General features: G+C 38.9%; 21 protein-coding genes. All 21 read right to left on the minus strand.

The window, feature by feature from the left end:
• Positions 1 to 258 precede the first annotated feature (258 nt).
• The 21 genes from BAOM_RS18445 to ilvC all read right to left on the minus strand — a co-directional run bounded on the left by BAOM_RS18445 (position 259) and on the right by ilvC (position 26,883).
• A complete protein-coding gene (locus BAOM_RS18445) occupies positions 259 to 2,217 on the minus strand; it encodes an FtsX-like permease family protein (protein WP_127761536.1) in 1,959 nt (652 codons plus the stop codon).
• Positions 2,207 to 2,974, minus strand: a complete 768-nt coding sequence (locus BAOM_RS18450) for an ABC transporter ATP-binding protein (protein ID WP_127761537.1) — start codon at positions 2,972 to 2,974, stop codon at positions 2,207 to 2,209. Before BAOM_RS18450 ends, BAOM_RS18445 begins: the two co-directional genes overlap by 11 nt.
• 122 nt (positions 2,975 to 3,096) lie before the next feature.
• Positions 3,097 to 4,104, minus strand: a complete 1,008-nt coding sequence (locus BAOM_RS18455; RefSeq protein WP_127761538.1) for a sensor histidine kinase — start codon at positions 4,102 to 4,104, stop codon at positions 3,097 to 3,099.
• The gene (locus tag BAOM_RS18460) at positions 4,101 to 4,766 is read right to left on the minus strand and encodes a response regulator transcription factor (protein WP_127762637.1); all 666 of its coding nucleotides are present in this window, start codon (positions 4,764 to 4,766) and stop codon (positions 4,101 to 4,103) included. Before BAOM_RS18460 ends, BAOM_RS18455 begins: the two co-directional genes overlap by 4 nt.
• 111 nt (positions 4,767 to 4,877) lie before the next feature.
• On the minus strand, positions 4,878 to 6,167 hold the full coding sequence (gene hemL, locus BAOM_RS18465; protein ID WP_127761539.1) for a glutamate-1-semialdehyde 2,1-aminomutase: 1,290 nt from the start codon (positions 6,165 to 6,167) through the stop codon (positions 4,878 to 4,880).
• Positions 6,168 to 6,169: 2 nt separating this feature from the next.
• Entirely contained in the window at positions 6,170 to 7,168 is a 999-nt protein-coding gene (hemB, locus tag BAOM_RS18470; protein ID WP_127761540.1) for a porphobilinogen synthase, read from the minus strand.
• Positions 7,165 to 7,956 (minus strand): uroporphyrinogen-III synthase, encoded by a 792-nt coding sequence (locus BAOM_RS18475; protein ID WP_127761541.1) that lies wholly within the window; start codon positions 7,954 to 7,956, stop codon positions 7,165 to 7,167. Before BAOM_RS18475 ends, hemB begins: the two co-directional genes overlap by 4 nt.
• A complete protein-coding gene (gene hemC / locus BAOM_RS18480) occupies positions 7,956 to 8,888 on the minus strand; it encodes a hydroxymethylbilane synthase (protein WP_127761542.1) in 933 nt (310 codons plus the stop codon). Before hemC ends, BAOM_RS18475 begins: the two co-directional genes overlap by 1 nt.
• Positions 8,889 to 8,897: 9 nt before the next feature.
• Entirely contained in the window at positions 8,898 to 9,728 is an 831-nt protein-coding gene (locus tag BAOM_RS18485; protein WP_127761543.1) for a cytochrome C assembly family protein, read from the minus strand.
• A 7-nt stretch (positions 9,729 to 9,735) separates the two neighbouring features.
• On the minus strand, positions 9,736 to 11,091 hold the full coding sequence (gene hemA, locus BAOM_RS18490; protein WP_127761544.1) for a glutamyl-tRNA reductase: 1,356 nt from the start codon (positions 11,089 to 11,091) through the stop codon (positions 9,736 to 9,738).
• 321 nt (positions 11,092 to 11,412) lie between these two features.
• Positions 11,413 to 11,994, minus strand: a complete 582-nt coding sequence (gene yihA, locus BAOM_RS18495; RefSeq protein ID WP_127761545.1) for a ribosome biogenesis GTP-binding protein YihA/YsxC — start codon at positions 11,992 to 11,994, stop codon at positions 11,413 to 11,415.
• Positions 11,991 to 14,312, minus strand: coding sequence for an endopeptidase La (lon, locus tag BAOM_RS18500; protein WP_127761546.1), 2,322 nt, complete (start codon positions 14,310 to 14,312; stop codon positions 11,991 to 11,993). The genes yihA and lon overlap by 4 nt, the downstream gene beginning before the upstream one ends.
• Positions 14,313 to 14,534: 222 nt before the next feature.
• Positions 14,535 to 16,202 carry an ATP-dependent protease LonB gene (gene lonB, locus BAOM_RS18505; protein WP_127762638.1) on the minus strand — a complete coding sequence of 556 codons (1,668 nt, stop codon included), beginning with the start codon at positions 16,200 to 16,202 and terminating at the stop codon, positions 14,535 to 14,537.
• 190 nt (positions 16,203 to 16,392) lie between these two features.
• Entirely contained in the window at positions 16,393 to 17,649 is a 1,257-nt protein-coding gene (gene clpX / locus BAOM_RS18510) for an ATP-dependent protease ATP-binding subunit ClpX (protein ID WP_127761547.1), read from the minus strand.
• 427 nt (positions 17,650 to 18,076) lie between these two features.
• Complete coding sequence (tig, locus tag BAOM_RS18515; protein WP_127761548.1) at positions 18,077 to 19,369, minus strand: trigger factor; 1,293 nt, start codon at positions 19,367 to 19,369, stop codon at positions 18,077 to 18,079.
• 181 nt (positions 19,370 to 19,550) lie between these two features.
• Positions 19,551 to 20,567, minus strand: a complete 1,017-nt coding sequence (locus BAOM_RS18520) for a tetratricopeptide repeat protein (RefSeq protein WP_164853289.1) — start codon at positions 20,565 to 20,567, stop codon at positions 19,551 to 19,553.
• 136 nt (positions 20,568 to 20,703) lie between these two features.
• Positions 20,704 to 21,303 (minus strand): 3-isopropylmalate dehydratase small subunit, encoded by a 600-nt coding sequence (gene leuD / locus BAOM_RS18525; protein WP_127761550.1) that lies wholly within the window; start codon positions 21,301 to 21,303, stop codon positions 20,704 to 20,706.
• A 29-nt stretch (positions 21,304 to 21,332) separates the two neighbouring features.
• The gene (gene leuC, locus BAOM_RS18530) at positions 21,333 to 22,745 is read right to left on the minus strand and encodes a 3-isopropylmalate dehydratase large subunit (protein ID WP_127761551.1); all 1,413 of its coding nucleotides are present in this window, start codon (positions 22,743 to 22,745) and stop codon (positions 21,333 to 21,335) included.
• A 214-nt stretch (positions 22,746 to 22,959) separates the two neighbouring features.
• Positions 22,960 to 24,072, minus strand: a complete 1,113-nt coding sequence (leuB, locus tag BAOM_RS18535; protein ID WP_127761552.1) for a 3-isopropylmalate dehydrogenase — start codon at positions 24,070 to 24,072, stop codon at positions 22,960 to 22,962.
• A gap of 263 nt (positions 24,073 to 24,335) precedes the next feature.
• Complete coding sequence (locus BAOM_RS18540; protein WP_127761553.1) at positions 24,336 to 25,868, minus strand: 2-isopropylmalate synthase; 1,533 nt, start codon at positions 25,866 to 25,868, stop codon at positions 24,336 to 24,338.
• On the minus strand, positions 25,855 to 26,883 hold the full coding sequence (gene ilvC, locus BAOM_RS18545) for a ketol-acid reductoisomerase (RefSeq protein WP_127761554.1): 1,029 nt from the start codon (positions 26,881 to 26,883) through the stop codon (positions 25,855 to 25,857). The genes BAOM_RS18540 and ilvC overlap by 14 nt, the downstream gene beginning before the upstream one ends.
• Between the last annotated feature and the right edge of the window lie 25 nt (positions 26,884 to 26,908).

A 26,908-nucleotide genomic window follows, 5' to 3' on the forward strand; every position in this document is an offset into this window, starting at 1 on the left:
TCGAGCACAAATCTCAGAAATCGAGCGTATCCGTTCATGACAGAAGAAGAGGCTATCCCAAAAATCATAAAAAATGGCGTTTGGGATAGCCTCCTCATTCAGTTGAACAATCATTCTCCTTATATAATTACTTTTTTGCCGTTCTCAAAGTGTGTTAAAGGACAACTTCTCAAAATTCAGTAAAGGAATGGGGCCGTTCATTGTACTCTTATCGCTGCCTTTATTTTAGGAGATTTTTAGACAATCTCCTATACCCGATTATTTGACAATACTCTTATACCCCGTATATGTTGCAAAGAAATAACCGCCATATACGATAACGATGATTAATGCTGTAATTAGAGACGGAACGAGTACACTTGTACTTCCCGCTACCATAATAGCTTTGTTCACTACTTGGATACCGAAAATTGAATGCACAATAGCTAAAGCTAATGGCATCATAAAGTAAATAAATACTTGCCCAAAAATTGCTTTATCAATTCCTTTCCTTGTGACACCAATCTTCTTCAAAACCGTATAACGAGCAATATTATCACTCGCCTCTGATAATTGCTGCAACGCAAGCACAGCTGCACTTGAAATCAAGAAGACAATCCCAAGATAAATTCCGACAAATACAATCATCGTGGAAGAGCCGACACTAGAATCAAGAATAATGGTTTTAGTAGTTCCCCATAAAGCATCCGATTCATCTAACACTTTATATAAGGTTTCATCATGTTCTTTTTGGTTATCATCGTAATTAATATTAACGATGGAAAGAAATGGCTTCATCCCTTCCACCGCTTCATCAGGCAATACAGCTGTTATGACCCCTTCTGAATTAAACTCTGTTTTATAAGCAAATGAATGAACCTTTTGATGAGCGATATCATATTCCTTTCCATTCACTTCTAATGTTTTATGATCTTCAGTGAAACGGTCAAAGACATCCTGAAATACTTCAAAATTAGAGAGTAACACGACTTCTTCATCGTTGAAATCTATGGATTTAGCCCCTTGCATCGCTTCTATTCGTTCAAAATCAGACCTTTTAATAACTGGTAAATTACTATCAGCAAACTTCACGGCATCACCTTGATAAGGAGCTAATAAGTCTTTTACACTTTTCTCCGCTTTATAAACTGTAAAGCTATGATGTTCTTTATATTTGTCTAAATCAATATTTACATTCTTCACCGCATCATTAATATGTTGTACTTTCGCGTCTTCATCTACCTTCGTATATAAGCTAGCATCATACGGTGTCATTTTTTCAACATTCTTCTCCATCGAAGCTTTAAAGCTAAAGCCTGTCGAGAATACCCCGATTGTAAAAAAGAGCATTAAACAAATAATCGTCATTGAAATGAAGGTTGTATTCACTTTACTATTAATTTGACGCAGCACGAACATATTCACATCTTTATAGTACACATTTTTGTTTTTCTGAATCATATTCAACGCAAATCCAGATAAGGACATAAAAAAGAGAAATGTCCCAAGGGCACCTAAACCAACACACGTCCACACAATAGCGTTTTCAAACAGACCATACTTCATAATGACCGCATACGCTGTAGCAAGAAGAATAATTGAGAAAACAAATAGCACAATGGAAGTTGATGTTTTCCGAATCTTTAAGCTTTGATTTTTCTTCGCCGCTGTTAATAAGTCAATAAGTTTGTACCTGGAAATAACGACACTATTGAAGATCATTACCATTAAAAAAATCATTCCGAAATACAATATGGTCTTCAACATCGCATCACTTGAAAAGACAAATGTAAATTGTTCAATATTTGCTTTAAACATCGACACAGTTAAAGCTACTAATCCTTGAGAAACGAGAATACCTAGCAGTAAACCAACAGCAAGCGAGATGATTCCTACAAAAAATGTTTCCACAACGATAATGTGCGAGATTTTATATTTGCTCATTCCGAGCGTCATATACAAACCAAGTTCTTTTTTTCGTCTCCTGATTAAAAAATTATTGGCATACATAATTAAAAAGCCAAGCACAACCGATACGAATACAGAAACACCAGATAATAGCATCGTGAATGCCTTAATCATTTCCGTTTGACTAGCGTTTAATGTCGTCATCGCTTCTGAAGCTGATAAAGAGTTAAAACTATAAAAAATACAAACTGCAAATGTTAGCGTTAAAAAGTAAATAAAGTAATCTTTAAAGCTTCTTTTAACATTGCGAGCTGACAGCTTAAAGTACATTATTCGTATCACCTCCAAGAAGCGTTACAACTTCAATAATCCGATTAAAGAATTCTTTTCTTGTATCCTTCCCGCGAATTAATTCATTAAAAATCTGGCCATCTTTAATAAATAAAATTCGCTTTGCATAGCTTGCTGTAAAAGCATCGTGCGTCACCATCAAAATGGTTGCCTGTAATTCTTCATTCAGCTTTTCAAATGAATCAAGTAATAAGCGTGAAGACTTCGAATCGAGTGCTCCTGTTGGTTCATCGGCTAAAATCAATGTAGGGTCTGTCACAATCGCACGTGCCGCCGCTACCCGCTGCTTTTGTCCGCCCGACATTTGATAGGGAAATTTATCAAGAACTTGGGTAATTTCAAGCTTTTCTGCTACTTCTTTAACTAACACTGTAATATCAGCTGGTTTTCGACCCTGAATAGTTAGGGCAATTGCAATATTTTCAAACGCCGTTAGCGTATCTAATAAGTTAAAATCCTGAAAAATAAAACCGAGCTCATCACGACGAAATTGATCTAGCTTGCCTGTTTTTAACTTCGTAATGTCTTGCTCATTAATTAAAATTTTTCCTGTTGTTACCGAATCTATCGTCGAAATACAATTTAATAAGGTCGTCTTCCCGCTTCCGGATGGACCCATAATGCCGACAAATTCTCCCCGCTTCACTTCAAAACTAATGTGATCAATGGCCTTTGTGGTATTTCCTTTATTTCCAAAATATTTTTCAATATGATCTACTTTTAATACCTTACTCACCTTTATCAGTCTCCCTTCATGGCTTTAGTGTATCTCACTGCGCAGTCACTACATATCGAATTAACTTTCAACAATCTTACTATTCTGTAAGATTCGTTTTTCACACAAAAAAGAGCCTTTTATCAAGACTCCAGTAAAACAACCTTGCTTTTTGGAAAAATAATCTGGACTTCTGTTCCTTCACCTTTCGTAGACTGAATCGTCACCCCTAAATGCAATTTATCAGCTAACAATTTACAAATATAAAGCCCCATCCCCGTTGAGCGGCGATATTGTCGACCATTTTCACCCGTAAAGCCTTTATCAAATACGCGGCCGATATCTTTCTCATCGATGCCGATTCCATCATCGACAATATGTAAGGTAAGACTATGTTCATTTTTTCTTGTGTATAGACTAATTTTATTGTCACAGTAATTAATACTATTGACGATAATTTGATGAAGGATAAATTCAATCCACTTTTCATCGCTATAAACAACCTCGTCCATTTCAGTTAATTGCAGTTGAATTTTTTTATGAATAAATGCTTTAGCATTCTTTTTTAACACCTTCGAAATACAAGCTTGCAACGAAAATTCTTTGACAATATAATCCTTACTTGCGCTGCTGCTGCGAGCATAATACAGCGCTTGCTCGACATATCCTTCAATTTTCTCTAATTCTTCCATAATCCCTTTCGTTACTTCATTTTTATGATTCTCAAACATCAACTTACTTGAAGCAATCGGTGTCTTTACTTCATGCACCCACGCCTCGATATAGTCACGATACTCCGCCTGCATATCTTTATATTTCTTGACGTGCTCATGCATTTGTTTATCGGTTGTTTTCATAATGTCATATAAAATTTGCCCTTCAAGAAAGTTTGGTTCTTCAATGATTTCAGGGAGTAAATACTTTTGATCTAATGCCTCAAAGTTTTGAAGCAATTCATCATAGAAATTTTTTCTTTTTAAAAATTCTAATCCATAAGATAAAAGCAACGGCCCAAACCAGCAAACAAAGACGATTATCATAACGACAGCCTGTACATTAATTAACCAAAGAAAGAGCGCAACAAGAACAAATAAAAAGATATTCATCGATAAAAATACCGCTCTTTCCTTTATATATGGTTGCAGTTTCATGCTAGGATATACCCAAGACCGCGTCTCGTTTCAATGGGATTGGCCATCCCAATTGCTTCAATTTTTTTTCGAAGCCGTGTAATGTTAACGGAGAGCGTATTGTCATCAATAAATAAATCCGACGACCATAAATACTCCATCATCTCGTCGCGCGATACAATCTTGCCTTTATTCTTCATTAAACAGTGCAGAATTTTGATTTCATTTTTCGTCAGCTCTTCTTGTTGATGTTGATATGAAATTGTACCATTCGATAAATCAAGCTTGAGGGATTTATATAGTAGAATAGATGATTGTTGATGTGCATACGTTCTTTTTAGCACATTTTCAATCCGAGCAAGTAAAATTTGCGTATTATACGGCTTTGCAATAAAGTCATCTGCTCCAAGATTTATGCTCATCAGCTCATCCATTTCATTATCTCGACTTGTTACAATAATAATCGGTACTTCTGAAGTCTTGCGTATTTCCCGACAAATATAATAGCCATCATAAATTGGCAAATTAATATCTAACAAAATTAAATGTACATCCTCCTGCATCGCATATTGCATAATATTTTGAAAGTCATCCGGTGCCTCGACTTCATATCCATAGTTAGAGAGGAACTCTTGTAATTCATTTCGAAGCGTTTCTGCATCCTCCACAATTAATATTTTCATCCTTTGCAAAACCTTCACCCCTAGATTAAATAGTTACGGAAATTATAACCTTTTTTGCCGGTGTTAAGTAAAAAAAAACGCTTGGATGATGCATCCAAACGTTTTTTAAAATTACTTTGCTAATGTTGAAAAAGCATGCTCTGCCGCAGCAATCGTTTTTTCAAGATCTTCATCACTATGTGCTGTCGACAGGAACAATCCTTCAAATTGCGATGGCGGCAAATACACACCTTGATTCGCCATTTCACGGAAATAGCTTGCAAAGAATGTAAGATCTGATGTTTTCGCTGTTTCAAAATTAATAACATCTTCATTCGTAAAGAACACACCGATCATGGAACCTGCACGATTAAATGTATGCGGAATACCATATTTCTTCGCCGCCTCCCCAATGCCTTTTTCCAATATATCGCCTTTACGTTTAAATTCTGCATACACCTCTGGCGTTAACTGGCTTAATGTTTCAAAACCAGCTGTCATTGCAAGTGGATTCCCTGATAACGTACCCGCTTGATAGATGCTGCCGCTTGGAGCGACCTTCTCCATAATTTCACGCTTTCCGCCGAAAGCACCGACAGGAAGACCGCCGCCGATTACTTTACCAAGACATGTTAAATCTGGTGTAACACCAAAATATCCTTGTGCACAGTTATACCCGACACGGAAGCCCGTCATGACTTCATCAAAAATTAATAGGGCACCATACTGTTCCGTCACTTCACGTAAACCTTCTAAGAAGCCAGGCTGCGGTGGGACAACCCCCATATTTCCTGCTACTGGTTCAGCAATAATACAAGCGATATCTTCACCAAATTGCTCAAACGCATACTTTACAGCGGCTAAATCATTGTACGGTACGGTAATCGTATTTTGAGCCGTTCCTACTGGTACACCTGGGCTATCTGGTAAACCAAGCGTCGCAACACCAGATCCTGCTTTGATTAATAAAGAATCACCATGTCCATGGTAACACCCTTCAAATTTTAAGATTTTATTACGCCCGGTATAACCACGAGCAACACGAAGAGCGCTCATCGTCGCTTCCGTACCCGATGACACCATACGAATCATCTCAATGGATGGAACACGTTCAATGACAAGCTTCGCTAATTCGTTTTCGATTAATGTAGACGTTCCAAAGCTTGTTCCTGACTCCGCCACTTTTTTTAACGCTTCAACAACACGCTCATTCGAATGGCCAAGAATCAAGGGGCCCCAAGATAGAACATAATCGATATATTCATTGCCATCAATGTCGTACATTTTTGAGCCTTTTCCGCGCTCCATAAAAATTGGATCCATATCAACGGATTTAAAGGCACGTACCGGGCTATTTACGCCCCCTGGCATTAAATGAACAGCTTCAGCAAATGCCTGTTTTGATTTTTCATATGAACGCATAATCAGACCTCTTTTCCTTCTTCATCTAACCAACGAGCCACGTCCTTAGATGCATATGTAATAATTAAATCTGCTCCAGCACGTTTCATGCTTAATAGCGTTTCCATAACAATCGCTTTTTCATCAATCCAGCCATTATTTGCAGCTGCTTTAATCATTGAATATTCTCCGCTTACATTGTACGCTACAACAGGAAGGTTGAAGTTATTCTTCACGTCACGCATAATGTCCAGATAAGAAAGAGCTGGTTTAACAATTAAAAAGTCAGCGCCTTCTTCGACATCACTTTCAGCTTCGCGGAACGCTTCCAAACGATTCGCCGGATCCATTTGATACGTTTTACGGTCACCAAATTGCGGTGCGCCATTCGCTGCATCACGGAATGGACCGTAAAAAGCAGAAGCATATTTTACCGCATACGACATAATCGGAATATCTTCATAGCCGGCTTCATCTAAACCAGCTCGAATCGCTGCGACAAATCCATCCATCATGTTCGAAGGGGCAATGATATCCGCACCTGCCTCCGCTTGACTAATCGCTGTTTTAGCAAGCAAGTCAAGTGAAGCATCATTTAAAATGGTACCTCCTTCTACAACTCCACAGTGTCCATGGCTTGTATATTCACAAAGGCATGTATCAGCAATAACAAGGATGCCTGGGAAGTGTTTTTTAATAAAGCGCGTTGCTTCTTGCACAAGTCCGTTATGGTGGAACGCTCCTGTGCCATGCTCGTCCTTATCGTGCTCGAAAGGAACCCCGAATAGAATAACGGATTTAATACCCAAGTTCGCGACTTCTGTCATCTCTTCCATAAGGTTATCGAGGGACAGTTGATAAATACCTGGCATAGAACCAATTTCATTTTTCACATTTTCCCCATCAATAATAAAAATCGGGTAAATTAGATCCTCTTTATGTAAATATGTTTCGCGTACTAACGCTCTCATATTAGCACTAGAACGTAATCGGCGATGGCGTCTGAAAAATAAATCTTTCATTTGCTCTTTCCTCCTTTAGCTTTTGTATATGCAACTAAGTCTTGTATCATTGCTTCTGTTGTATATACATTCGGACAAATATCCACCTCTAACCCATAGTGTAGAGCGGTTTTCTTGGCAATAGGTCCGATACATGCAATGATAAGACTTTCTAAGTATCGGTGCAACTCATATTGTGCCACAATTTGCATAAAATGATGAACGGTTGATGAGCTCGTAAACGTAATGACCTCCACTTCTTCTGTTGTAATCACTTCTACAAGCTTTTGCTTACTCGCTTCAGGCAACACCGTTTCATACACATCGAGTTCGTCGCACGCAGCCCCAATCTCTTCAATTGCTCCACTAATAATAGTTCGTGCTAAGTTTCCTTTGGCCACTAAAACACGGGAACGAGGAGAAAGCTGCGGTATAAATTCAGCCACAAACCCTTCAGCCACAAACTCATTCGGGATAAAATCAGCATGATAACCATAATGCTGCAAGGCTTCTGCTGTTTTTGTACCGATGACCGCAATTTTAGGCAGCGACTGAGACTTGGCATACTCCCCTGCTAATTCAAAAAAGAAACGAACCCCATTTTGACTTGTTAAGACCAGCCAATCGTAGTCTGATAAATGGGAAAGAGTCGCTTTAATCGCTTCATGACTGTCAGGCAGACGAAAGTCAAGTAGCGGCACCGTAATCGGAGTGCCGCCATATTGCTCAATCATAGCCTTGAAATGAGCCACCTGTCCTTGTCCTCTAGTGATTAAAATCCGATAATCATGGAGAGGAAGCTTAGTCATTACTGATTAAGCTCCTTTTTGACAGAATCAATCAATTGTTTGCCGCCTTTTTCACTAATAAGCTTGGCTGCATCTTGACCAACTGCTAGTGGGTTCATTCCCGCTACAACTTCTTTATATATCGTTTTTCCATCTGGAGAAGCCACTAATGCGGTTAACTCCACTTCGCCATCCTCTTTTGCCACGGCAAGTCCAGCAATCGGCACTTGGCAGCCGCCTTCCATTTCATCTAAAAAGGATCGCTCTGCTTCAACCGCTTTTTTTGTATTCTCACATGTGAATTTCGCTAACTCTGCAAGCAGCTCTGTATCATCTGCACGACATTCAATCGATAAAGCACCTTGCCCCACAGCCGGCACACATAACGTATCATCTAAAAACTCTGTCACCACGTCTTGTTTCCAACCCATTCGGGCAAGACCTGCAGCAGCTAAAATAATGGCATCATAGTCTTCTGTATTCAACTTCTCTAAGCGCGTATCAATATTGCCGCGAATCCATTTAATTTCAAGATCCGGTCTTTGGGCTAAAATTTGTGCACTTCGACGCAAGCTGCTTGTTCCAACGATAGCACCTGGCTTTAAGTCCGCTAATTTAATATGATTCTTCGAAATGAATGCATCACGATGATCTTCACGCGGAGGAATGCAGCCAATTGTTAAGCCCTCTGGAAGGACAGCAGGCATATCCTTCATACTATGTACGGCCATATCAATTTCTTTATCGAGCATCGCTTGTTCAATTTCTTTTACAAACAAGCCTTTACCGCCGACTTTCGAAAGTGTAACATCTAAAATTTTGTCGCCCTTTGTTACAATTTCCTTCACTTCGAATTCATAAGGAACTCCAAGTGCTTTTAATTGATTAATGACCCAATTAGTTTGGGTTAAAGCTAATTTACTACGTCTTGAACCGACAATAATTTTTCTCATTGTTTCCTCCTAGGTATTCCAAAAATGGAATGTTGAAAGACTTCCAAACAGGAAAAAGTTAATTAAAACAATCATAAAAATACCAATATTTAAAAAAGCCAACATTCTTCCATACATCTGTTTTCTAATTTTTATATATAAATATACGCTATAACCAATTAACACAACGAAAGAACCAATAATTTTGAAGTCCAGCAAAGATAAGTCTGGAACTTTGATATACGCCCATTGAATGCCTAAAATAAGTGAAAACATTAAGAGCGGTACCCCAATAACAGCTAAAATATAGCTCATTTGTTCAAGCTGTGTTAAATCTCCTAGCCGAATTAAACGTTTTCCCCATTTTTTCCGCTTTAATAAATCATATTGAATGAGATAAAGAATCGAAAATACACAAGAGAGCGTAAATGCTCCATACGATAAGAAGGCTAATGTAATATGTATCATCAATAACTCAGATACAAGCTGTTGAGCTAGTACTTCAGACTCGATTTGAACAGGAGCAAATGTATGAATCGCCATGACCATAAACCCAAGTACATTCGTAAAGAACACGATAAAATCCACACGCAGCAATCGATTGATGATAAGCGATAACGTAATCAACACCCAGGCATAGAAATATAGCCCTTCAAAGATGGTTAAGACAGGAAACCTCCCTGTTTTGACTACATATAGGCATAAAAAAATTGTTTGAAGTACCCAAACAATCGAAAGCAACCAGAAGGCCACTTTATTTGCCCTCCGGTTATTATGAAGAAAGTCAATAAAATATAAAAGCACGCTGAGCGCATACAATAATACGGTTGCTTCGTGCAATCTTGTCATTAACAATTCCATAGTGCCCTCAATTAACTCTAACAGGAATCGGATTCAAGACCGCTGCTTTTGTTGTTGCTTGTTCTTGCTCGTCAGCAGCCATCAATTGTTCTTCAATCAATTCCTCTAAGCGGAAGATTTTCACAAAATTATTCAATGCTTCTTTCGAATTTGGCTCATCAGCGAGTTCTTTTGCATACAAAATCGGATCTTTCAACATTTGATTAATAATGCTTTTCGTATGCTTGTTCAGCACTTTTCGATCACGTTCACTTAAATGCGGAAGTTTTCTTTCTAGGCTGACCATTGTTTCTGCTTGAATTCCTAATGCTTTTTCTCGTAAAGCAGAGATAACCGGGACAACACCAAGCATATTTAACCATTGATTAAATTCAACGATTTCTGCTTCAACCATTAATTCAATTTTTTCAGCCGCTAATTTTCTCTCTGCTAAATTAGCTTGAACAATATCTTCTAAATCGTCAATATCATATAAGAACACGTTCTCAAGCTCTGCCAATGCTGGATCTAAATCACGCGGAACCGCAATGTCAACCATGAAAACCGGACGACCTTTACGCACTTTATTTACAGCTGACATCATTTCTTGTGTCACAACAAAATCTTTCGCTCCTGTTGACGTAATCAAAATATCCGCTTCTACTAATGCACATTGTAATTCTTCCAGTTTCTTTGGTGTTCCATTAAAACGGTCCGCTAAATTAACGGCTTTTTCAAACGTACGATTAATAACGGTAACACTGTCAGCACCATTGCTGTGCAAGTTTTGAATCGCAAGCTCACCCATTTTTCCTGCACCAAGAATTAATACGTTTTTCCCTTTTAAACTGCCAAAGATTTTCTTAGCTAGTTCCACTGCCGCATAGCTAACAGATACAGCATTTGTATTAATCTCTGTTTCAGCATGCGCTTTTTTCGCTAATGTTAGCGCTTGCTTAAATAAATGATTTGAAACCGTTCCAATTGTCTGTTGCTCTTGCGCCAGCATATAGCTTGAACGTACTTGTCCTAAAATTTGTGTTTCACCAAGAACCATAGAATTCAAGCCGCATGTTACTTGAAATAAATGTTCAACAGCCCCATCGCCTTCATAAAAAAACAGATATTTAGAGAACTCTTCCTTATCAATTCCGAACCACTCCGAAAGAAATTCCTTCACATAATATCTGCTTGTATGAAGCTGATCACCAATGACATAAATTTCTGTACGATTACAAGTAGAAATAATAACATTCTCTAATATACTTTTTTTATTTTTAAGAGCTTCCATTGCCTGAGCAAGTTCCGCTTCATTAAATGATAATTTTTCGCGAATTTCAACAGGGGCTGTTTTATAGTTAACACCAACCGCTATAATATGCATATGTCGTTTGCACCCCCAAAATTAAATGTATTATGACTTAATCTATTATAGCATGTATAAAAAGTCCGAACCTAATGAAATATGAACAGTTCATGAAATAAATAATTATTATAATCTAGAATATCCTCTACAAATGTACCATAACAAAATTAAATCCTAACTTCAAGTAAACAAGTTTGGCAGAGCAACTTTATTACGTATAATGACCCATTTAACCTTATTTTATGACGAGATTGGGTCTCATATCAAATAAACCAAAACTCACCAAAACCTTATAACAAAGCCAAATAAAAAACTCGCCGTATAGACGAGTTCCTTTTCTTACATATATTTCTTTAATAGACCCCAAATTTTTTCTTTGCCTTCACCTGTCTCACTAGAAAAGAGCATTAGCTCATCCTCTTTTGCAAGTCCAAGTGTTTCGCGCGTTACTTTCAAATGCTTTTGCCATTTTCCTTTTGGAATCTTATCCGCTTTTGTCGCAATAACGATACATGGTAGTTCATAGTGCTTTAAAAACTCATACATCGAAATATCATCCTTCGTTGGCGGATGACGTAAATCAACAATCAAAATAGCAGCACGTAATTGTTCACGGGAAGTAAAATATGTTTCAATCATTTTCCCCCACGCCGCTCGCTCCGATTTGGACACTTTAGCATATCCATACCCCGGTACATCAACAAAATGCAAGGCATCGTTAATTAGGTAAAAGTTTAACGTTTGCGTTTTTCCAGGTTTAGAGGATGTACGCGCTAAATTTTTACGATTAATCATTTTATTAATAAAACTAGATTTCCCCACATTTGAACGACCTGCTAATGCAAATTCGGGAATCGGTTCACTTGGATATTGGTCAGGTTTAACAGCACTAATCACAATATCCGCACTTGTTACTTTCATTGAATGTCACCTGCCAACGCATGTTCTAATACTTGATCGACATGCGAAACAAGGACAAATTGCAAATCATTTCGAACACTTTCTGGAATATCATCAATATCTTTTTCATTATCTTGTGGAAGAATAATTTTCGTAATGCCTGCTCGGTGGGCCGCTAATGATTTTTCTTTTAAGCCGCCGATTGGAAGCACTCGTCCACGTAATGTAATTTCCCCTGTCATGCCTACCTCTTTTCTAATCGGGCGATTGGTCAACGCAGAAATAAGCGCTGTCGCCATCGTAATTCCTGCCGATGGTCCATCTTTTGGAACCGCTCCCTCAGGAACATGAATATGAATATCGTACTTTTCATTGAAGTCCGGATCAATATGAAGCTCTTCTGATTTGGCACGGACAAAACTGAATGCAGCTTGCGCAGATTCTTTCATCACATCACCTAGTTTTCCAGTTAAGACAAGCTTGCCTTTACCTGGAGATAACGAGACTTCAATTTGCAGCGTATCGCCGCCGACTGCTGTATACGCCAGACCCGTCGCCACACCAATTTGATCTTCCTCTTCCGCTTGCCCATAATGGAAAATGGTTTTCCCTAAAAATTCTTCTACATTTTTCTCGGAAACAATGACCCGCTTCCTCTCACCCGAAACAATAATTTTTGCTGTTTTTCGACAAACGCTTGCCAGTTGACGTTCTAGACTACGCACACCGGCTTCTCTTGTATAATAACGAATAATTTTGATTAACGCATCTTCTCGAACTTGAAGTTGATTTTTTTGCAAACCATGGTTTTCTAGCTGTCGAACTAACAAATGATCTCTCGCAATATGCAGCTTCTCAATTTCCGTATACCCGGCAATTGTAATAATCTCCATCCGATCACGAAGCGGACCTGGAATCGTTGACAAATCATTAGCTGTCGCAATAAACATGACATCAGATAGATTATATGGTTCTTCTATATAATGATCACTAAAGTTATGATTTTGCTCTGGATCTAACACTTCAAGTAACGCAGCAGATGGATCACCGCGGAAATCATTAGACATCTTATCAATTTCATCTAATAAAAAGACTGGATTAATCGTACCTGCCTTTTTCATTCCTTGAATAATTCGACCCGGCATCGCACCTACATAGGTTCGGCGATGACCGCGAATCTCAGACTCATCGCGAACGCCCCCTAAAGAAATGCGCACAAAATTACGATTTAGCGAAGTCGCAATAGATCTAGCCAAGCTTGTTTTCCCAACTCCAGGAGGGCCTGCTAAACAGAGGATAGGGCCTTTTAATGAATGAGTTAACTGTTGAACAGCTAAGTATTCTAACACCCGTTCCTTTACTTTTTCCAATCCGTAATGGTCTTTGTTTAAAACCTTTTCGGCCTTCAAAATATTTAAATCGTCTTTTGTACTTTCAGACCAAGGAAGCGCAACTAACCAGTCAAGATAATTACGAATGACCGAGCTTTCCGCAGAACTAGCAGGAACCTTCTCATAACGATCAAGTTCTTTTAAAGCTGTTGTTTTCACCTGCTCAGGCATGCCAGCGGCTTCAATTTTCTCTGTGAGTTTAGCCACTTCACCGCCTTTACCTTCTTTGTCGCCCAGTTCTTTTTGAATGGCTTTCATTTGCTCACGAAGATAATATTCCTTTTGCGTACGTTCCATCGAACGCTTAACTCGTTGGCCGATTTTCTTCTCTAAATGAAGCACTTCTTTTTCATTGTGAATCATTTCAATTACACGACTTAAACGTTCCTTCACATTGGTCGTTTCAAGAATTTCTTGTTTATCTTTTAATTTTAACGGAAGATGTGATGCAATAATATCAGCAAGCCTTCCTGGTTCTTCGATATCTGCAGTAGAAGAGAATGTTTCACTTGTAATCTTCTTTGACATTTTTATGTATTGTTCAAAGTAATCAAGCAACGTACGCATTAAAGCCTGATGTTCCGCATCTTTCTCTTCATCATCTTCATATATTTTAATCTTGGCACCATAGTGTGTCTCATAATCATAAAATACACTGACTTCTGCTCGATTTAATCCTTCTACCAATACACGGATCGTTCCATTTGGAAGCTTCAGCATTTGTTTTACCTTCGTCAATGTACCTATTGGGTATAAATCCTCTTCACCCGGTTCATCAAGTGTGACGTCTTGCTGCGTTGTTAAAAAAATGAGATGATCTTCCACCATTGCTTTCTCAAGAGCTTGTATTGATTTATCCCGACCGACATCCAAATGTAGAACCATCGTAGGATAAACAAGCAAGCCTCTAAGCGGCAGGAGGGGGACGATGATTTCTTTATCAGCCATTGCCTGACACCTCCATCAAAATTTCGCATCATCGTTGTATGTTTCTAACCTTTTCACAATTCTATCCTATTTGTGTAAAAGTGTCTATTTCTTGTTTAGTTTACCACTAGATACGCTCTTTTTATTATCCCCAAAAAAGGTGAAAAAAGCACGTTTAATTACAAAAATGAAAAACATTATACCTATAACAAACCCCGGTACTATAAAACCGGGGCATTCTCTTTATACACTTTCCTTTTTACTTAAGTTCAATGTAGAAAGTAATTGATCAGGTATCACGTCTTTTTTCAGAGATCGTTCGAACACTTCCTGGACTTTAGTAACAGGTACAATCTCAATATCTTTAATTTCCTTTAGAAGCGGCTGCATATTATCAGCTGGAATAATGACCGTTTTCGCTCCGGCTAATTGAGCCGCTTTAATTTTCGGAATCACGCCACCAATTGGTCTTACACCACCATGAATGCCTATTTCGCCTGTCATGGCCACCGTATGATCGACAGGAATTTTATAAATGGCTGAATAAATTCCCGTCGCCATAGCAATCCCTGCAGATGGTCCATCTACAGGAGTACCGCCAGGAAAATTCACATGAATATCAAATTGATCAGCTGGAACACCCATTGAGCGTAATACTGTAATTACATTTTCAATTGACCCCTTGGCCATACTTTTACGTCGAATCGATTTTCCATTGCCCCCAATGCTTTCCTCTTCGACAATTCCTGTTATGGTAATGGCTCCTTTTTCACTCATCGCCGGCATTACCGTCACTTCAATTTCAAGCAACGCTCCGCTATTTGCTCCATATACAGCCAACCCATTGACAAACCCAACTTGCGGCTTTGAATCAATTTTTCGATCCATCCGCTGCGTTAACTGGCTGCTATGAGCCATCCAATCAATATCTTCCTCTTTAATATAAGACCGATTTTCATTAATGGAAATACTCGCAAGCGTTTGCACCATATTTACCGCTTCACGACCATTACGAGCGTACTCCGCAATCATTTGTAAACCTTTCTCACTGATGGTCACGTTTACTCGGTCGGTTGCTTTTTTAACAACCTCTATAATTTCATCGCGTTCGAGTTCGCGAAAAAACACTTCCATGCATCTAGAACGAATAGCGGGAGGAATCTCATTTGGCGTTCGAGTTGTTGCTCCAACCAACCGGAAATCAGCAGGTAAACCATTTTTAAAAATATCATGAATATGAGTAGGAATATTTGTATTATCTTCTTGATAATATGCGCTTTCTAAAAATACTTTCCGATCCTCTAACACTTTTAACAACTTGTTCATTTGAATCGAGTGAAGCTCCCCAATTTCATCAATAAATAACACTCCTCCATGCGCATTTGTTACTGCCCCCTGCTTCGGTTGCGGAATACCAGCCTGGCCCATCGCCCCTGCTCCTTGATAAATCGGGTCATGGACAGACCCAATCAGTGGATCAGCAATACCTCGTTCATCAAAACGAGCTGTTGTTGCATCTAATTCAACAAATACCGCTGACTTTCTAAACGGTGATTTCCCATTTTTTTTCGCTTCTTCTAGTACAAGCCGTGCAGCTGCGGTCTTCCCTACACCAGGTGGCCCATAAATAATAACATGCTGTGGATTTGGTCCGCATAATGCTGCTCTTAACGATTTAATTCCATCTTCCTGTCCAACAATGTCATCAAATGACTGCGGTCTCACCTTTTCTGCTAATGGCTCTGTTAATTGAATCGCTCTCATTGAACGCAATTGATCCATTTCTTTTTTAGAATCACGATCAATCGACACCTTTTGTGTACGCTGTCCTTTTAATAAATTCAAGAAATATAGCCCAATGATTACACCAAAAAACAGTTGAATAAACAATGCCAATCCTGTCCAGCTCATCATTTTCCCTCCTGCGCTCACCATGTTTGTCTTATATGGTAGTATCTCCTATCACAAGTTGAAATCATTCATAGTTTTCTTCATGAAAAATTTGGTTGTCTTACAGAGGGACTGGTTATTTCATTAAAAACAAAAGAGACGAGCCTAGACAGAAACATCTGTCCAGCTCATCTCTTTTTAAAGAAACATATTAAGCAGATTGGCCTTGAATTGTTGTACCATCTTTCAGAACCAATTTCGGAGATTCTTTTTCTGTAATCGCCCCTGCTGTAATAATACATTTAGATACATCATCACGTGAAGGAAGATCGAACATTACATCAAGGATAATCCCTTCGATGATGGAACGTAATCCACGGGCACCTGTTTTACGTTCAATTGCTTTTTTAGCAATTTCATTTAGTGCTTCCGGTTCGAATTCCAATTCAATATCGTCAAGTTCTAATAACTTTTGATATTGTTTCACTAATGCATTTTTCGGTTTTGTTAAAATTTCAATAAGTGCCGCCTCATCCAATTGCTCTAACGTCGCAATAACTGGAAGACGACCGATAAACTCTGGAATTAAACCGAAACGAAGTAAGTCTTCAGGAAGAACTTTTGAAAGCAGCTCTTTTTCTGCTACTTCATCTTTTTTCGTCTCTGCACCAAAACCAATTACTTTTTGACCTAGACGACGTTTGATAATCGGTTCGATTCCATCGAAAGCTCCACCACAAACAAACAAAATATTTGTAGTATCAATTTGAATAAATTCTTGATGAGGGTGCTTACGTCCACCTTGTGGGGGAACGCTTGCTACAGTTCCTTCAAGAATTTTTAATAGTGCTTGCTGAACCCCTTCACCTGAAACATCACGTGTAATCGATGGGTTTTCAGATTTACGAGCTACTTTATCGATTTCATCGATGTAGATAATTCCTTTTTCTGCTTTCTCAACGTCATAATCTGCTGCTTGGATTAGTTTCAATAAAATATTTTCAACATCTTCCCCAACGTAACCAGCCTCTGTTAGAGACGTCGCATCAGCAATAGCAAAAGGAACGTTTAGTAAACGCGCTAAAGTTTGAGCAAGTAATGTTTTCCCACTACCAGTTGGTCCAATAAGCGCGATATTACTTTTTGAAAGCTCTACATCATCTACTTTACTATTAGAATTAATTCGTTTGTAGTGATTATATACAGCAACCGCTAAAGACTTCTTCGCTTGTTCTTGTCCGATGACATATTCATCAAGAATATTGCAAATCTCTTTTGGTTTTGGAACATCGCGGAATTCTACTTCTTCTTCAGTACCTAGCTCCTCTTCCACGATCTCTGTACAAAGTTCAATACATTCATCACAAATATATACACCTGGACCGGCTACCAGCTTACGAACTTGTTCTTGAGTTTTCCCACAAAAAGAACATTTTAATTGTCCCTTTTCATCATTAAATTTAAACATGAACGTTCACCCCTCTTGAATACTATTCCTACTCTATTCATCTTAAAGGCATGTTTCTTTCTTCATAAGAAACGCCTAAATAAGCACTTTCATTGCAATTAAATAGTATGAATTGCATTGTAACACGTTCTTGAAAGTTTGGTAACAAAAATGCTTACACGATAGTAGGTTGTCCGATACACAAAGCACTGCTCTTTTTACTATGTATGTTACTTTCTTTAGTATGCCCTAACTTACCAATTTTAAAAAAAAGGATTTACTGTATAAATATGTATATGTGTTATTAGAATTAATCTACACCGAATTCTAAAAAAAAGCAATCAAGAAGTGTTCTATAAATGATAAAAAATCAAGATATGTATAAAACAAGGCACGAAATGCTCGCGCCTTGTTTCTTTAAGAAAACTATATTTTTTTAAAGCTGCTATTATTTAGCTTCAACTGTTTTGCTGTTTTCAACTAAGAAATCAATAGCTTTTTTAATTTGTAGATCGCCTTTAATCGCATCTAAGTTACCAAGAGCTTTTTTGATTGCGTCTACTTCCATATTGTACATTGAAGCCATTTTAGCTAATTCAGCTTCTACGTCTTCTTCTGTCGCTTCAAGTTTTTCAACTTCAGCAATTGCTTCAAGCACTAAACTTGTACGAACTTGACCTTCTGCTTCTTCTTTCATTTGGCCTTTTAACGCCGCTTCGTCTTGACCAGAGAATTGGAAGTACAATTCTAAGTTCAATCCTTGTTGTTGTAAGCGTCCAGCAAAATCTTGCATCATGCGATCTACTTCGTTAGAAACCATTACTTCAGGAAGATCGATTTGAGCACCTTCAACCGCTTGACCAATTACAGCATTTTGGATGAAGTGTTCTTCTTCATGCTTTTTGTCATGCTCTAATTTAGCTTTTGTTTTTTCTTTAAGTTCTGCAATAGTTTCTACTTCATCATCAACATCTTTCGCGAATTCATCGTCTAATTCAGGAAGTTGTTTCGCTTTGATTTCGTGAACTTTTACTTTGAATACAGCTGGTTTACCAGCAAGCTCTGCAGCGTGGTACTCTTCTGGGAATGTTACTTCAACGTCTTTCTCAGCACCTGCTTCAAGACCGATTAGTTGATCTTCGAATCCTGGGATGAAAGAGTTAGAACCAAGCTCTAAAGAATAGTTTTCACCTTTTCCACCTTCGAATGCTTCACCATCAACGAATCCTTCGAAGTCAATTACAACTGTATCACCTGCAACTGCTGCGCCTTCTTCTTTCACAACTAGCTCAGCTTGACGCTCTTGTTGCTTTTTCAATTCAGCTTCTACATCTTCATCTGTAACTGTTGTATCAAACTTTTCTACTTCAAGTCCTTTATAGTTACCTAATTTTACTTCAGGTTTTACTGTTACAGTAGCTGTGAAAATAAGGTTTTCACCTTTTTCCATTTTCTCAATGTCGATTTCTGGACGATCTACAGGTGAAATTCCTGCTTCTTCGACAGCATTTGCATAAGCTTCTGGAAGAATTTCGTCAAGAGCATCTTGGTATAAAGATTCTACACCGAATTTCTTTTCAAATAATGGACGAGGCATTTTCCCTTTACGGAAGCCAGGTACGTTTACTTGCTTTACTACTTTTTTGAACGCTTTGTCTAAACCAGCGTTTACTGTTTCTACGTCTACTTCAACCGTTAAAACTCCAACGTTTCCTTCTTGCTTTTCCCATTTAACAGACATGTGTTTCCCTCCAAAAATCTATATACGTCAAGAATAAGCATGGATGAATCTGCTTTGCAATTCTTAACAAGTCATCCCTTAAATATACCCAAATCATTTGGATATTCCCGTTTTTTTGTACGAGCGTATAGTACAACCACTACATTATACCACAGCTTCCTCTTCTTTCAACAGCAATAGGTTAAATAATGGGATAAGAAATTCCTTCAATTTCTTTTATGTAGTCCAAACATTCTCTTACAACTTGTTCTTCTGTTTCATAAATAAGGGCAACTCGCTCACAGAAATCTTGCCCTGTCATATATTGCTCTGCTAAAGCATGGTAAGCTGCTGCGATGGTCGCACCATCTTGTTCAAGTTCAAATGGATATAACAGGAAGCAGTGCCTTTCTAGTAAACTATGGACCATCTCCAGCAAGCTCGGATTTCTTTGTGCCAATTTTTGTTCTGCCAAAGCCCATACTTCTTTAAAAAAAGGATACTCTTGCAAATTCGGTAAATGAGCTGGAATCAAAGAAGAGACTTGTGAAAACTTCCTTACTTCCACGGCTTGTGTATAGTCTTGCTCTTTTAATATATTCAACAGCATCGTTTTAAAAAAAGGATGATTCGCTTCCTCTTGCATAAATTGTTGAATATCATCGATAAACGGACGTACATTCATCTGTGAAAGCATATTAATTGTATTAAGTAATTGTTGTTCATTTTTCCCATTAAACAAAGGCTCTTGTTGAAGCTGTTGCTGTAATTGACTTTCATGCTGCTCCGCTTCTATCTCTCTTTCTTCTAATGCCCGTTTACTGAAGGAAATCATCTGCTCAAACTGTTCCATTTTATCAAATGGGATTTGATGCTCTTGAAACAATAGCTCAATCATCTCCACGATCTCCTCATGCTCCCCTAATTGCACAAGCACCATCAAGTACATATTCGTAATTTGAAAATAGTCACCAATCCCTTGATGCAATAATTCCTTACATAATTGTTTAGCTTCTTTATAATCTTGGAGCTCGACTAACGAAACGAGCAACCCTACATTTCCTTCAGCGTGTTCCTGATCTAATTCCCTCGCTTGGCCAAATAATTCGGCTGCCTGCTTATACTGTTTATTTTCTAGCGCCTCCGTCCCCTTCATAACTAAGCGATGATGTAAATTAGGAAACAGGACCACATTATTTCCATCTTTTCTCTCATTCATTAACCATTCCGCCTCACCGTTCATTTTTGAACATCAGTGTAGCATGGAATGAAACGATTTTCAAAAAAAATCCCGTATGGCTCAAAGAAATCAAGACCATACGGGATAGAATTTTCCGCTCAATGTCTCTTCTAAATTAAATAGAAGAGATTGGCATTTTTTGTTGCTCATAGCTTTTAATTTGTTCTTCGTATTGCTCAGTAATGGAAATTTCATCCCATCCATTAATAAGCATTTCCTTCCAGTATGGATGGAATTCAAATTCAGCTTCAAACCCTGATTGATCAAAAAGCTTTTGGTTTGGAAGATCAATAGTTAATTCATAACCAGATTCTACACCTTTTTTCATTAATTCAGCTACTTGCTCTTCTGTTAAAACAATCGGAACAATCCCATTCTTCATGCAATTGTTTCTAAAAATATCAGCAAAAGAAGGAGCAATTACAATATTAAAACCATAATCAAGTAAAGCCCATGGTGCATGCTCACGAGAAGAGCCGCAACCGAAGTTTTCACCTGCAATTAAAATAGACGCACCTTTATTTTGCTCTTGATTTAGTTCAAAATCTGCACGATCATTTCCTTCTTCATCAAAACGCCAGTTAAAAAATAAAAATTGACCAAATCCGCTACGCTCAATTCGTTTTAAAAATTGCTTTGGAATAATTTGATCTGTATCTACATTTTTACGGTCCATAACCGCTGCTTTTCCTGTAAAAACCTTAATCGGTTCCATCTTCGGCACCTCCATTTATATATTAATATTTAATGAGCTCCTACAGTTGGAGCTTCCCATGTTCTAATATCAACAAACTTTCCAGTAATAGCCGCTGCTACAGCCATCGCGGGGCTAACTAAGTGCGTACGTGCGCCTGCTCCTTGACGACCTTCAAAATTCCGGTTGGAAGTAGAAGCACAATGCTCTCCAGCTGGTACCCCGTCTGGATTCATACCTAAGCACATACTGCAGCCAGAATCACGCCATTCAAAGCCAGCTGCTTTGAAAATCTGATCTAACCCTTCTTCTTCAGCTTGTTTTTTCACATTTTGTGAACCAGGTACAACCATAGCACGAACACCTTGATGAACCTTTTGACCTTCAAGCATAGACGCAGCTTGGCGTAAATCCTCAATACGAGAGTTTGTGCATGAGCCGATAAACACATGCTGTACTTGGATATCTGTAATTGCTTGACCTTCTTTAAGTCCCATATATTGAAGTGCATTTTTCAACTCTACAGGATCAAACGTTCCATCTGATTCACTCGGAATCATTGCATCTACACCGCTTGCCATTCCAGGGTTTGTCCCCCAGCTAACCATCGGTGGAATAGCGCTGCCATCTAACACAATTTCGCGGTCATATACAGCATCTTCATCACTAGCTAATGACTTCCAATCTTCTACCGCACGATCAAATTCTTCGCCTTTTGGTGCATATTTTCTGCCTTTCATGTAAGAGAACGTCGTTTCATCAGGAGCTACTAAACCAGCTCTTGCTCCGCCTTCAATCGACATATTACATACCGTCATTCTCTCTTCCATCGACATATTCTCGAATACTTCGCCACAATACTCGATAATATAACCTGTTCCAAAATCTACACCAAATTTAGAAATAATATATAAAATAACATCCTTTGCATTAACACCTTTACCTAACTGACCATTTACTTCAAGCTTTAACGTCTTTGGCTTCGTTTGCCATAATGTTTGTGTCGCTAATACGTGCTCTACTTCACTCGTTCCAATTCCAAATGCAATCGAACCGAATGCGCCGTGAGTAGACGTATGGCTATCACCACATACGATGGTCATACCAGGTTGTGTAAGACCTAATTCTGGTCCAATAACGTGAACAATCCCTTGTTCAGGGCTGTCCAAATCCGCTAGACGAATCCCAAACTCTTTACAATTTTCTTCAAGAGCAGACAATTGCTTTTGAGCAATTTCATCTTGAATGAAATAACGATTAATTGTTGGAACATTGTGATCCATCGTCGCAAATGTACGATCCGGTCTTCTTACTTTACGTCCCTTTAATCTAAGCCCTTCAAAGGCTTGTGGCGATGTTACTTCGTGAATAAATTGTAGGTCGATATATAATAAATCTGGTTTATTCTCCTCAGCTGCTACAATGTGACGCTCCCATATTTTTTCAATAATGGACTTTCCCATCTTGTTCCACCTCAATCATTTTAGATTCTTTAAGAAAAGCACAAGCGCTGGAGAGCTAGAAGATGAAGTCGATTTTTTAACTTAATCGCCTGAGCAAACTGCAACTCGACAGGCTATGCGCTTTCACTGAACACCGAAACATCTCGAAATCTTTATACTTCTTAATCTTTTAAAAAACACGACCTACTGAAAAGGCCGTGTCTAAAAACAGCTGTTATACACGTGCTCCTGTAACGTTAGAATTCGCCTCTTGGTTTAACAGAACTGTTTTAATTTCAGCAACCATTTCACTCGTCGATAATTTCGTTGATTGCTCATCTGCAATATCACCTGTTCTAAAACCTTTTTCAAGCACTGCTTCAACCGCTTGTTCCACCGCAGTTGCTTCAGCTTCTAGACCAAATGATAAACGTAACAACGATGCGGCAGATAAGATTGTCGCAATCGGATTCGCTAAATTCTGCCCTGCAATATCAGGAGCTGAACCATGAATTGGTTCGTACAGATTTGGTCCATTCGTTGAAATAGAAGCCGATGGAAGCATTCCTAGCGATCCAGTAAGAACGGATGCTTCATCACTTAAAATGTCGCCGAATAAGTTTTCTGTTACGACAACATCAAATTGTTTTGGGTTACGAATAAGTTGCATCGCTGCATTGTCCACAAGCATATGCTCTAACGTTACATCTGGATATTCTTTCGCAATTTCCTCAGCTGTTTCACGCCACATTCTGCTTGATTCTAATACATTCGCTTTATCAACCGATGTTACTTTCTTTGTTCTATTGCTAGCTAATTCAAAAGCTAGTTTAATAATGCGGTGCATTTCTTCTTTTGTATAGAAAAGCGTATCGACTACAGCATCTTTACCTTCTCGTGTCACTCGTTCACTTGGTTTCCCAAAGTATAGGCCGCCCGTTAATTCACGAACGATAACAAAATCGGCACCTTCAATTAATTCTTTTTTAAGAGGAGAAGCTTCCGATAAACTCGAATAATAGCTGATTGGTCGAAGATTCGCATATAGATTAAGCTCTTTACGAATTTTTAATAGACCGCGTTCTGGGCGGATATCGACAGGATGGTTATCCCATTTCGGTCCACCAACTGCCCCTAATAATACAGCGTCACTTTTCCGGCAAATTTCGACTGTCTCATCTGGTAGAGGTGATCCTGTATTATCTATCGCTCCGCCACCAATTTCACCGTATTGAAATTCAAATTCGTGTCCAAATTTTTGAGCAACAACTTCGAGTATTTCTACAGCTCCTTTTGTTACTTCTTTTCCAATGCCATCGCCTGGCAACACAGCTATATTCCCTTTCATCGAAAACTCCCCTTCCTAAAACCATTGAAATATTTCTTCCATTGAATAGGCAAGCACTCGTACATAATGAAGGGCGCTTGCGCTTTGTTTATCTTGTTTAGCTGCACCGGCTAACTGAACGAGCCGGTTCCGCTTTTCTTATTATCTAGCTACACCGGCTAGCTCGCTGTGCAGAAGATAATTGCCCCTAAAAGGCAAAGAGCGCCTTTTGGTTCAATTCCTATCTGCTTTGCGAGCTGAACGAGCCGGTTCCGCTTTTCTTATTAATTCGGTACTTTTTCTTCTAATTCTTTCATAATAATCACACGATTCACCGCGTTTAAATATGCTTTAGCAGACGCTTCTAATACGTCCTGATCTAAACCGCGGCCACTTGTTTCAACACCTTGGTAGTTCATCTTTACATATACTTGTGCTAACGCATCCATACCACCGCCAACGGATTGAATTCGATAATCTTCTAACTCAATTTCGCCGCCTAGGCATCTTTCAAGTGTATTATAAAGAGCTTCAACACTACCGGCTCCCGTTGCAGCTTCTTGGATTGTTTCTTCCTCACCTTTTTTCAAGGTAACTGTAGCTGTTGGAATTTGATTTGTGCCGTGTGAAATTTGCATAGATACTAAATCATAAGCGATGCTGGCCGTTGCTTTTTCCTCTAAAACAAGAGCAACTAAGTCTTCATCTGTCATTTGTTTCTTCTTATCCGCTAGCTCTTTGAATTGAACGAATAGACGATTCATTTCTTCTTCACTTACTTGGAAGTTCAACTCTTGTAATCGTTCTTTAAAAGCATGTCGACCAGAGTGTTTACCTAAAACAAGCGAGTTCGAGGACACACCAACAAGTTCTGGAGAAATGATTTCATATGTTGTTTTTTCCTTCAAGACGCCATCTTGATGAATACCAGATTCATGTGCATAAGCGTTTGCACCGATGACTGCCTTATTTGGCGGAACCGTCATTGCTGTTAAACGGCTTACTAGATCACTCGTTCTTTTAATTTCATTAAGCGTTAAACGCGTTTGTGCTTGATAATAGTCTTGGCGGATACGAAGCGCGACAGCTACTTCTTCAAGAGCTGCGTTACCAGCACGTTCACCAATTCCATTAATCGTACCTTCTACTTGTGTTGCGCCGCCTTCAATTGCCGCTAGAGAGTTGGCTGTCGCCATTCCTAGATCGTCATGGCAGTGAGAAGATAGGCTCACTTTATCAATAGAAGGAACATGTTCGCATAAGTAACGGAAAATGTTACCATATTCAATCGGTGTTGCATAACCTACTGTATCTGGAATATTAATAACTTTTGCACCCGCTTGGATTACCGCTTCAACAATTTCAGCTAAATAATCTAACTCTGTGCGGCTCGCATCTTCAGCTGACCATTGCACGATTGGGAAACGTTCTGAAGCATATTTAACCATCGCTACAGCGCGCTCAACGACTTGTTCCTTTGTCATTTTCAACTTGTACTCGCGATGGATTGGGGAAGTCGCGATGAATGTATGCAAACGAGGTTGTGCTCCATCCTTTAAAGCATCCCAAGCAGCGTCAATATCGCCTTTGACCGCACGCGCCAGCCCTGTAACAGAGCTGTTTTTAATGCGGCGCGCGATCTCTTGAACGGAATTAAAGTCACCTTTGGAAGCGGCTGGAAAGCCCGCCTCCATAATGTCTACACCTAAACGTTCAAGTTGATAAGCGATCTCGATTTTTTCGGAAAAATTCAAATTGACACCCGCTGACTGTTCGCCATCACGTAATGTTGTGTCAAAAATATTAATTTTTCGCAACAGCTACCACTTCTTTCTCCTGTTGTTGTGGTTTAACAAATGGCATCATTTTACGTAGTTCACGACCTACTACTTCGATTGGATGTTCATTCTCTTGACGGTTGATTGCATTGAATACTGGACGGTTAGCTTGGTTTTCTAAGATCCAACCTTTTGCAAATTCACCATCTTGGATATCTTTTAATACAGCTTTCATCGCTTGTTTAGAAGCTTCTGTTACAACGCGTGGTCCAGAAACGAAGTCTCCCCATTGTGCTGTATCAGAGATTGAGTAACGCATGTTTTCCATTCCGCCTTCATACATAAGGTCGATGATTAATTTTAATTCATGTAAACATTCGAAGTAAGCAACTTCTGGTTGGTACCCAGCTTCTGTTAATGTTTCGAAACCAGCTTTTACAAGAGAAGTTAAGCCACCGCAAAGAACTGCTTGCTCTCCGAATAAATCTGTTTCTGTTTCTTCTTTAAATGTTGTTTCAAGACCACCTGCACGTAAAGAACCGATGCCGCGAGCATAAGCAAGTGCTAATTCTTTCGCTGTACCTGTTACGTCTTGGTAGATTGCGAATAGAGCTGGAACACCTGCGCCTTCAGTGTATGTACGGCGTACAAGATGTCCTGGACCTTTTGGTGCTACTAATAATACGTCTACGTCAGCTGGTGGAACGATTTGGCTGAAGTGAACATTGAATCCGTGTGCGAACATTAGAGCTTTACCAGCAGTTAGAGCAGGTTGGATTTCCTCTTGGTATACTTTTGGTTGAGTTTCATCTGGAAGTAAGTTCATGATTACGTCTGCTTGCTCAGCTGCTTCTTTAACTGAAAATACTTGGAAACCATCTTCTTTTGCTTTTTCAGCAGATTTTCCTGGACGGATTCCGATAATTACGTCTACACCGCTCTCGCGAAGGTTTTGTGCATGCGCGTGTCCTTGTGAACCGTAACCAACGATCGCTACTTTTTTACCATTGAAGAAATTTTCGTTTGCCTCTGCGTTATAATATACTTTTGCCATAATTAATACATCTCCCTTTTCTTTT

Source organism: Peribacillus asahii (assembly GCF_004006295.1).
GTDB classification, from domain to species: Bacteria; Bacillota; Bacilli; order Bacillales; family DSM-1321; genus Peribacillus; species Peribacillus asahii_A.